At 56.1% G+C, this 8,345-nt stretch carries 9 protein-coding genes; 5 read left to right on the plus strand and 4 right to left on the minus strand.

Translation table 11 applies throughout. The features are described from left to right. Positions 1 to 214 (minus strand): hypothetical protein (locus tag H5P30_RS21880; protein ID WP_221774322.1); only part of this gene is annotated, 214 nt, incomplete at its 3' end. Positions 215 to 345: 131 nt separating this feature from the next. On the opposite strand from H5P30_RS21880, the gene H5P30_RS07660 reads away from it, so the two are divergent. The 4 genes from H5P30_RS07660 to H5P30_RS07675 are packed head-to-tail and all read left to right on the plus strand — an operon-like array spanning position 346 to position 3,481. Next, positions 346 to 1,206, plus strand: coding sequence for an ABC transporter ATP-binding protein (locus tag H5P30_RS07660; protein ID WP_185692373.1), 861 nt, complete (start codon positions 346 to 348; stop codon positions 1,204 to 1,206). Beyond that, positions 1,203 to 2,000 carry an ABC transporter permease gene (locus tag H5P30_RS07665; RefSeq protein ID WP_185692374.1) on the plus strand — a complete coding sequence of 266 codons (798 nt, stop codon included), beginning with the start codon at positions 1,203 to 1,205 and terminating at the stop codon, positions 1,998 to 2,000. Before H5P30_RS07660 ends, H5P30_RS07665 begins: the two co-directional genes overlap by 4 nt. A gap of 24 nt (positions 2,001 to 2,024) precedes the next feature. Next, entirely contained in the window at positions 2,025 to 2,822 is a 798-nt protein-coding gene (locus H5P30_RS07670) for a tetratricopeptide repeat protein (protein ID WP_185692375.1), read from the plus strand. Continuing rightward, positions 2,819 to 3,481: a sugar transferase gene (locus H5P30_RS07675; RefSeq protein ID WP_425504933.1), complete on the plus strand. Its 663-nt coding sequence runs from the start codon at positions 2,819 to 2,821 to the stop codon at positions 3,479 to 3,481. Before H5P30_RS07670 ends, H5P30_RS07675 begins: the two co-directional genes overlap by 4 nt. Here the strand turns inward: H5P30_RS07675 and H5P30_RS07680 are convergent. Continuing rightward, positions 3,456 to 3,848: a type II toxin-antitoxin system VapC family toxin gene (locus tag H5P30_RS07680; RefSeq protein WP_185692376.1), complete on the minus strand. Its 393-nt coding sequence runs from the start codon at positions 3,846 to 3,848 to the stop codon at positions 3,456 to 3,458. The two genes, H5P30_RS07675 and H5P30_RS07680, sit on opposite strands and share 26 nt — an antisense overlap. A 10-nt stretch (positions 3,849 to 3,858) precedes the next feature. Next, positions 3,859 to 4,569, minus strand: a complete 711-nt coding sequence (locus H5P30_RS07685; protein WP_185692377.1) for a hypothetical protein — start codon at positions 4,567 to 4,569, stop codon at positions 3,859 to 3,861. Between the two features lie 102 nt (positions 4,570 to 4,671). Between H5P30_RS07685 and H5P30_RS07690 the strand changes: the two genes are divergently transcribed. After that, positions 4,672 to 5,721 (plus strand): quinone-dependent dihydroorotate dehydrogenase, encoded by a 1,050-nt coding sequence (locus H5P30_RS07690; protein WP_185692378.1) that lies wholly within the window; start codon positions 4,672 to 4,674, stop codon positions 5,719 to 5,721. 1,102 nt (positions 5,722 to 6,823) lie between these two features. Here the strand turns inward: H5P30_RS07690 and H5P30_RS07695 are convergent. Then, positions 6,824 to 8,251, minus strand: coding sequence for an IS4 family transposase (locus H5P30_RS07695; protein ID WP_185691546.1), 1,428 nt, complete (start codon positions 8,249 to 8,251; stop codon positions 6,824 to 6,826). Between the last annotated feature and the right edge of the window lie 94 nt (positions 8,252 to 8,345).

Genomic DNA, 8,345 nt, shown 5'->3' on the forward strand with positions numbered 1-8,345 from the left:
CCTGCTCTCGATTTGCGTAGGACGAGAGAGAGCTGGAAGCTCTCACTACTATGGCTGGATTGCCGAGTAGGTCTTTTGCGGTGGAGAAGAGAAAGTAGCGAGAGCATCCTGCTCTCGATTTGCGTTGGACGAGAGAGAGCTGGAAGCTCTCACTACTATGGCTGGGTTGCCCGGCAGGTCTTTTGCGGTGGGGAAGAGAAAGTAGCGAGAGCATCCCTGCTCTCGATTCGATTCACGCTGGATCGATTCGATTCACGCTGGAAATGGAGAAAGCCCGAAGCGCTCACAACTTTGACAACGGATTCTTCTTTTCTCTGTTTCTAACCCGGTGCTAGCATCGTTCTCATGGAAAAAGCGATTACCCTGAAAAAGCTTCGGAAAGTTTTTCGTTCTGGGGCGGTTCGGATTTCGTCGGTTCTTGCCCTGGAGGGGCTTGATCTCGAAGTGCGAGGTGGGGAGGTTTTCGGACTCCTTGGGCCCAACGGTTCCGGAAAGAGCACCACCATTAAGATCTGCCTCGACTTGGTTCGTCCGACCTCGGGCGAATGCTTGGTCTTCGGCGGGAAGGCTTCGCAGCCCAAATCGCGACAGCGGATTGGTTACGTTCCGGAAGCTCCCTTCTTCTATGGCTATTTGACTGGTGAATCTTTGGTGCAGTCCATGGGGCGCTTTTCCGGGCTTTCGGGGAGCGATCTCCGCAAGCGGACGGGCGATGTCCTCGAGACCGTAGGGTTGCTCGGAGCCGAGAAACGGCCGATCCGCACTTATTCCAAAGGAATGATGCAGCGGCTGGGGTTGGCTCAGGCACTGGTCCATGACCCTGATTTAGTCATCCTCGATGAACCTACGGCCGGCGTCGATCCCATCGGGGCCCGTCAGATCACCGAGATGATTCGCCTCCTGAAATCGCAGGGGAAGACGGTGCTCTTGTGTTCGCACCTGCTGAGCCAGGTCGAGTCGGTCTGCGACCGGGTTGCGATCTTGCATCGGGGAAGAATGTTGGCCGAGGGCACATTGGATGATCTTCTCCACTCCACCGGGAGCAAGCCCTCGCTGCTCTTTGAGAATCGGAAAGATTTGGCCAAGGGCCGGGAGGTCGCAACGGCTGCCGGTCTCCAAGTCGAGGAGGGGGCCGCGACGGCTCACTCGCTGGAAGAAGTCTTCGTCAATCTCGTCCGCGAAAACGAAAAGGAGAACGCAGCATGAATGGTTTTCGTTCGCTCTGGCTCATTGCCCGCCACACTTGGACCGAGGTCGTCCTCTCGCGGGTATTCACGATTTTCGGTCTCTTGGCTGCGGCGCTCATTGGTGCCTCCATCTTCCTGACCAATTTCCACTTCGGCTCGGCGGAGATCCGTTTCATCAACGATCTGGGGCAGGGGGCCATTTCCCTCTTTGGCTCGATTCTGGTGGTCACCCTGGGAGCGCAGTTGTTCTTCCGGGAGATCGAGCAGCGGACCGTCCTTCCCATTCTGGCCCGTCCGGTCACCCGCTCCCAGTTCCTGCTCGGGAAGTTTCTGGGCACCTTGGCGCCAATCCTCATTTTCGTCCTCGGGATGCTGGTTCTGGTCAGCATCCTCCTCTGGTGGCGCAGTCATTCCCTTACGGATGATCCGAGCATCAATAAAGCGACGCTGTCCGGGGTCCTTTCGGAGGCGTGGATTTCCGGACTCTTCCAGATCCTGAAGTTCTTCGTGCTGGGTAGCATGGTCTTTGCCGTGGCATCCTTTGCGAATTCTTTCAGTTACACCGTATCAATGGGTTTCGCCCTCTTCTTTGCGGCGCACCTCGTCCACCTCGCCATTGATTTCTATCAGTCGGGGGAAGGCATCCTCTATACGGTGTTGGGCTTCTTTTTCGCCTACTTCCTTCCGGATTTCCGAATCTTCAACGAGCCGCCCGTCGATCCCGAATACTTGCGGACCATTGGTTATGCGGCGATCTACACCGTAGTCTATTTGGGGATCGCGGTGGGATTCTTCCACCGCCGGGAGTTGTAGGGCGCGCAGGGAAGCAATCGGACGATGTCACGCATACCTCCATTCATCTGGTTCATCCTCATCAGCTTTCTCGCTGGGTGGGCGACCCTTCCTCTACGCAAAGAGATTCAGCCTCCCGAGCAGGATTTGAGTGAACTGGACGGCCTTGGGCAGTCGGTCATCATTGGCTCTCTCGGGGGACTTCGAGCATTGGCTGCCGATTTCCTCTGGCTCCAGACAAATTACTACTGGCAGCAGGAAAACCACGGCCTCACGGAAACGACCGCCCGGGCGGTGACCCGTCTTCAGCCGGATTATCCTTTTTTCTGGATCGAGGCCTCCCGGATGATCGTTTACGACATGCCGGTCTGGCGTTTCTCCAAAGATCGGACGGCTCCCAAGACCGTAGAAAAGCGGATCCGCCGCGAGCAAGCCGAGCGGGGACTGGAGCTCTTAACCGAGGCGGCCAAGTTTGTCCCCGATTCACCGGCGATTCCCGCGGAAAAAGCCCGGATCTACTGGACGGTTCTCGACGATCCGGATATGGCCCAGGAGTATTATCGGGTCGCTTACGAGAAACCGCCACATCCCCCTCTCTACGCTCGTCTACGAGCCGTCATTTTGATCGATTTGGGGCGTTATCAGGAGGCGATGCGCTGGCTGACTCAGGTTTTGGCAACGATGGATCCCAATAGCAGCCCGGCACAGTATAGCCTCATGGAAAGCTATCTCTACGATTTGCGCATGGGCCAAAATCCTCGGGAAGAATCGGACGATCCGATTCCCCGGTTCTCCGCTCCCATGGCGCCTCCGCCGGTAGCGAAGGAAGGCACGGATTCGTGATCTATCGCCGATTTGGAAAGCGGGTCTTGGATGTTGTGGTGTCCATGGTTCTGCTTCTCCTGTTGCTTCCCGTTTTTCTGGTGGCGGGGGTGTTCGTGGGCGTTTTTCTCGGATGGCCGGTTTTCTTCCGTCAGATCCGGCCCGGATGGGGAGGTCGCCTCTTTACCCTGATCAAATTTCGCTCAATGAGCTCGGCTCGTAGTGCCGATGGGGATTTGCTGCCGGATCACATGCGCTTGGGGAGGGTGGGATCGTTTCTTCGCTCCAGCAGTCTCGACGAGCTTCCGGAGCTCTGGAACGTCTTCCGGGGTCAGATGAGTCTGGTCGGTCCCCGTCCGCTGCTTCCCCGTTATCTTGAGCGCTATACTCCCGAGCAGGCCCGCCGCATGGAGGTCCGCCCCGGCATTACCGGATGGGCCCAAGTGAACGGTCGCAATGGCTTGGACTGGGAATCCCGCTTCGAGATGGATGTCTGGTACGTCGACAACCTCTCTCTGGGACTCGACTTGAAGATCCTCGCGATGACCTTTTTCAAGGTGTTTCAGCGCGAGGGGATCTCCGCCGAGGGTCACGCGACCATGGAAGAGTTTCGCGGGACCGCTCAGAAGGGGAAAGATCCCGATTCCGCCGCGGTCAGGAATCCGCGTCGCGGAAGTTGACCACCGTGATTCCGGGAAGCGCTTTGTAGCGCAGCGGAGACCCGGTCAGAATCTTCAATTCGTTTTGCTTGGCGATGGCCCCCTCGATTGCGGTCTCGAGTGGGATATCGTGCGCGCGAAATAAGGACGCTGTGCGGGCGATGAGAGGCTCGTCGAAGGAAATGACAGGGAAAGCCTTAATAAACCGCTCCACGATCTCCTCGCCGTCCGCACCGGCGGAAGCGAGAAGGCGGATGCTGGTCGGGACGCTGATCGCAAAAGACGAACGGCTGTTCGCCTCCGCGAATCGACGTGCGTCCCCGGTTTTTCCCTCCAGAGATTCTCTCCAGATGTTTTCGACGAATTCGATGTCAGCGAGGAAATCCATTCAAATTTCCTTACGCGTCTTCCGGCTTCTTCTCGCCTTCTTCCTCGTCTTCGTCTTCCTCGTCTTCGTCCCACTTCATGGTGTCGTCTTCTTCGAGGGTCTCGTCTTCGCTGTCGAGATCGTCGAATTCCTCTTCGACGGCATCCTCTTCGGAGGGAGCCTTGCGCTCTTCATCGGCTTCGAGTTCGTAGCCTTCCGGCACGTATTCGAGGATCGAGGTGATTTCCTGGAAGAAGTGGGTCGCCCGTCCTTCGAGAAGGTCGCTGTTTTGCTGTTCGCGGATTTCCTCTTCCAGCTCTTCGATGGTCAGTTTCTGAGCAAAGTCGATGAGGTCGTTGAGCATCCGAACCCGGAGGCGTGTGACGTGTTCGATGAAGTCGGCGTAGGGGCCTTTCTCTTCGTCGATTACGTCGGGCAGGGCGAAGAGGGGCTCGTCCGCTTCGAGAAGCGATCCCTTCGTGCGCACCAGACGGACGTATCCGTCCTTGATCTCCTTATCGATGGAGAAACCAAAAAAGGCGTTCTCAAAGAGCTGGGGATCGAGGTTGTATTCTTGGAGGGGTTCAAGCAGATCGATCACGTAGGCTACCTGTCGGGGATCGACGATGCCGAGACCGTCGACATCCCAGTGGATGTCGTCACTGATCTCTTCTACCCACCAGTTGAGGTCGGAACCGAGTCGTGCAATGCACCAATTTAATTTTGGGTTGGCCTGAGACATAAGACACTCGACGCCGCAATTTTCTCCTTTATGCAAACCAAAAGTGTTTGCGATCTCGAATTTTTCGGAGTCCGATGGGTTTGAGCGACCGCTTATCAGCCAATGGATCTATTTTACGAAAAGATACTTCGTCCCCTTTTTTTTCGCCTCGGACCGGAGCGGGCGCATGAATACGGAAGAAATTTTCTGCAAACCCTCAGCACGGTTCAGCCGGCCTGTCGGCTTCTGGCGAAATTCACCCAAGGACGAGGAGAATCGATTGAATTAGCGGGTCTGAAGTTTCCGAACCACATCGGTCTCGCCGCTGGGATGGACAAGGACGCTGAATTTGTTCCCGCCGCTGCTGCCCTCGGGTTCGGTCATGTCGAGGTTGGCACCGTGACTCCGAAGCCGCAGCCGGGCAATCCTCAGCCGCGCCTGTTCCGCTATCCCGAGCACGAGGCGATTGTGAACCGGATGGGTTTCAACAATCACGGCATGGAGGCGATGGGCAAGCGGCTGCGCCGACTCCCGGCTCCCGGCAAGAGAATCGCTCCAGTCGGAGTCAACATCGGCAAGAACAAGAATACGGCCCTGGAGGACGCGGCGTCGGATTACCTCTCGTGTTTTGAGCACCTGGTCGACCTTGCCGACTATTTTACCGTCAACGTCAGCAGCCCGAACACCGAAGGTCTGCGGGAGTTGCAGGAGAAGGACCGCCTTCTGGAGATTCTTGGAGGCTTGGAAGAGCGCAATCGGGCGCGTAAGGCTGGAACCGTCCCCATCTTTCTGAAAATTGCTCCCGATCTCACTTTTCACCAAATTGGCGAAATCCTCGAGGTCGTCGCCGAGAGTGGGGTGGCCGGATTGGTGGCAACCAATACCACCATCGGTCGCGATTCCCTGCCAGCGGGCCGGGAATACGAGCATGGTGGCCTCTCAGGGAGCCCTCTTCAGCTACGTTCTACCCAGATCATCCGCTTCATCTCCCGTGAGACCGGTGGAAAGCTACCCCTCATCGGAGTGGGAGGAATCCACGATTCCGCCTCGGCTGCGGAGAAGCTCGATGCCGGTGCCCATTTGATTCAGCTCTACACCGGCTGGATCTATCGCGGTCCCTTCTTTGCCCGCACCCTTGCCCGCTCTCTCCGCTTCCATCGGGAGAACTGGTAGCTCGCCTCGTTGCTCTCAGGCTAGGGGCATTGCTTGCAACCCAGCTGCGTATTGAGCAGAGAGGCCATTTTGAGCTCAATGAAATCGTCCAGAATAGGATAAAAGAAAAGATGGCCGGACCATACGGTGGTGACAACGGCTAGCGCGAATCGCGCTAGGTTAAGGGTTTGAGCGGGAAAATTTTGATATAGGGGACTCTTGATGAGGAACCACTCCACCCCGCGTCCGCGGGATTCCCCTTTACCTGTAGCACGGGAGGAGTCTTTCTGTAATTTTCTGACTCCCCTCCTACGAGTAGGAGGAGGGGACCCCCGACTATGTCGGGGGTGGGGAGGTTTCCATTCCATACAACCTCTTAAACTTGTGCCCCTAAGCCAAGCGCTGCCATGGCAAAACCCAAAGTAGTGAGAGCTTCCAGCTCTCTCATCGGAATCGAAATGAACTCGCCCATTTTGCTGAACGGGCTCATTTCGCTCATCCAGTGCCGCTAGAGTCAAAAATCGAAAGACTCTGTCTGAGCTTTGAATTCCTCGTGTAATTCTCACTTCGATAGTTAAAACGGAACAAACGACGCAATCCCAGGTAAGTCTCGGTGGGAGAGGGAGGTCTTGGAAGTATACAAGTATCTGTCCATCAAAGAAAAAGATGTCCGGGCTGGGTAGTTTTTCAGAGTTCACTACCGGCGACAGTCGTTGTACAGGTGCCGTCGTGTCGTCCGGGTCGTGTCGAAACGACGTACTTTGTGGAAACCTTTTTCTCGACATTCCAATTACGGAGCTGTCAGGGTCTTGTGATTGGAATTTCTAAATCGCTACACTTGAGACGCTTGAGGAAGACCAAAATGTTTCAGATCAGAAATTTATCCATAGCTTTATCCCTCGCCCGCTCCTTGATATGTGTCGTTGAACGACGCATTTAACACTGTTCTGGAAGAGAAATGAAATACCACGACTACCACATTCTGTCCTACTCTGTGGATTGTCAGGAAGGCGTAATTTCATTGGATCTTGGACGCCCTAGTCAACCCGAGATCTCGAAAGAAAAAATAATCTTCTCGGGAGTAGTTGGATATCACTTCCAAGATGCCTTGGGGTGAATGGCACTAGTTTAAGCCTCTTTGCGGCGTGGATTTCGACGTCAAAATTCGGTTTCTGAGTTCTTGTCTGGGTCGTGTCATTTTCGGGAAGGTTTTGGGTCTTCGTTTGAGGACTCTGGGCTCGATTCTGTTTTGTCTTTTTGGGATCTTGTCTTTGGCTGCCAGTTCGAGCAATCGCTCCCAGTTTTCCCGGCCCGGATCGCAGGGGATGTCCCTCCAGTTTTCAAGAAGATCGACGGTTCCTTTGAAGCTGAGTCGATCCAGAGGTGCGCGGTGATCGGTGGAAGCCTGCAAGAGCGTCCAGCGAATCAGGTTATGGGCGATCATGTGCATGGCGAAGATCTTTCGGGCCATCTCGGGGGTTTTGGCTCGCAGGTGATCGGCACCGAGAGTGGTTTTGAGGTCTCGCAGGCTCACTTCCATGTTCCACCTGCGCAGGAACAGGTCGAGTATCGCTTCGGCGGGAGCATCCAGCAGCGTTGTCATTACGACGATCTCTTCGGGGCGGTGACCGGGCGTTTCGATCTTCCGGCGGATGTAGCGCACGCGGATCGACTTCGGCAAGGCTCTCCATTCGTCCAGTTCCATGTAGAGGGGCCTTTGGGACGAGGCGGGCCTTTCCCAAGTAGTGATCCGATCCTCGCAGCCTTTGGGAAAGGAGATCTTGCGGGAGGCGTGGAGGCGTCCGAGCGCATGAGCTCCCCGGCCAAGCAGAGTCGCCGTGTTCAGATAAGAGCAGTAAGCCCGGTCGAAGAGCAGGATGTCTCCGCCTCCGACTTGTCCGATTAAATCCAAGCCGTGGAAAAGAGCGCTTTCGCCGACATTGAGCGGACTTTCTTCGTAGTCGAGCATCGCCCCGCTGGAGAGATCGTGCAGCCCCACCACCTGCATTACCGGATAGCCGCACCCTTTCTTCTGCTCGGAAGGTTGCGGGAACTCCTTCTGATTGTCCGGCGTGTCGTCCATGCTCACTCCCGTGCCGTCGACCGACAGCACACGACGCCCTTCCCAGGCCGGGTCGGCCTCTGCCGCGAGCGAGTCCGACACTTCGCGGTGGATACGCTTGAGATCCTCCGACGTAAACTTCTTCTGCCGAGCGGTGCAGTAGCTGGAGGTGGACGAACTCAAAGCGGGCAAACCGTCCGCAGCGCGCGCGGCCTGGATCTCCTGCAAAGCGTCCCGACAGGAACCCCCTCGCAGCACTTGCCCCAGAAAACCCCAGAACAAACACTCCCGGTCCATCCCCCGTTTGCGCTCGCCGGGCCGCTTGGCCAACACCTTCGAAGGAACCAGATGGCCGAACCAACCCCGCAACCGATTCGGCTTCCCGGCATTCGCGTTCTCGACATTGCGCCGATACTGATTCAGTGTTCGCTTTCTGGCTCGTCCCACAAGACCGGAGAAACCGGGCAAATAACTGTTAACTCTTTTCATATCAACAGCTTGCGCGATTTCAATGGTCGGGACGAGCCTTTTATCCATTTTAGAGCATTTTTCTCCCGTAGATACCCTTAAACTAGTGCCATTC

It is taken from the genome of Puniceicoccus vermicola (genome assembly GCF_014230055.1).
Lineage (GTDB): Bacteria > Verrucomicrobiota > Verrucomicrobiia > Opitutales > Puniceicoccaceae > Puniceicoccus > Puniceicoccus vermicola.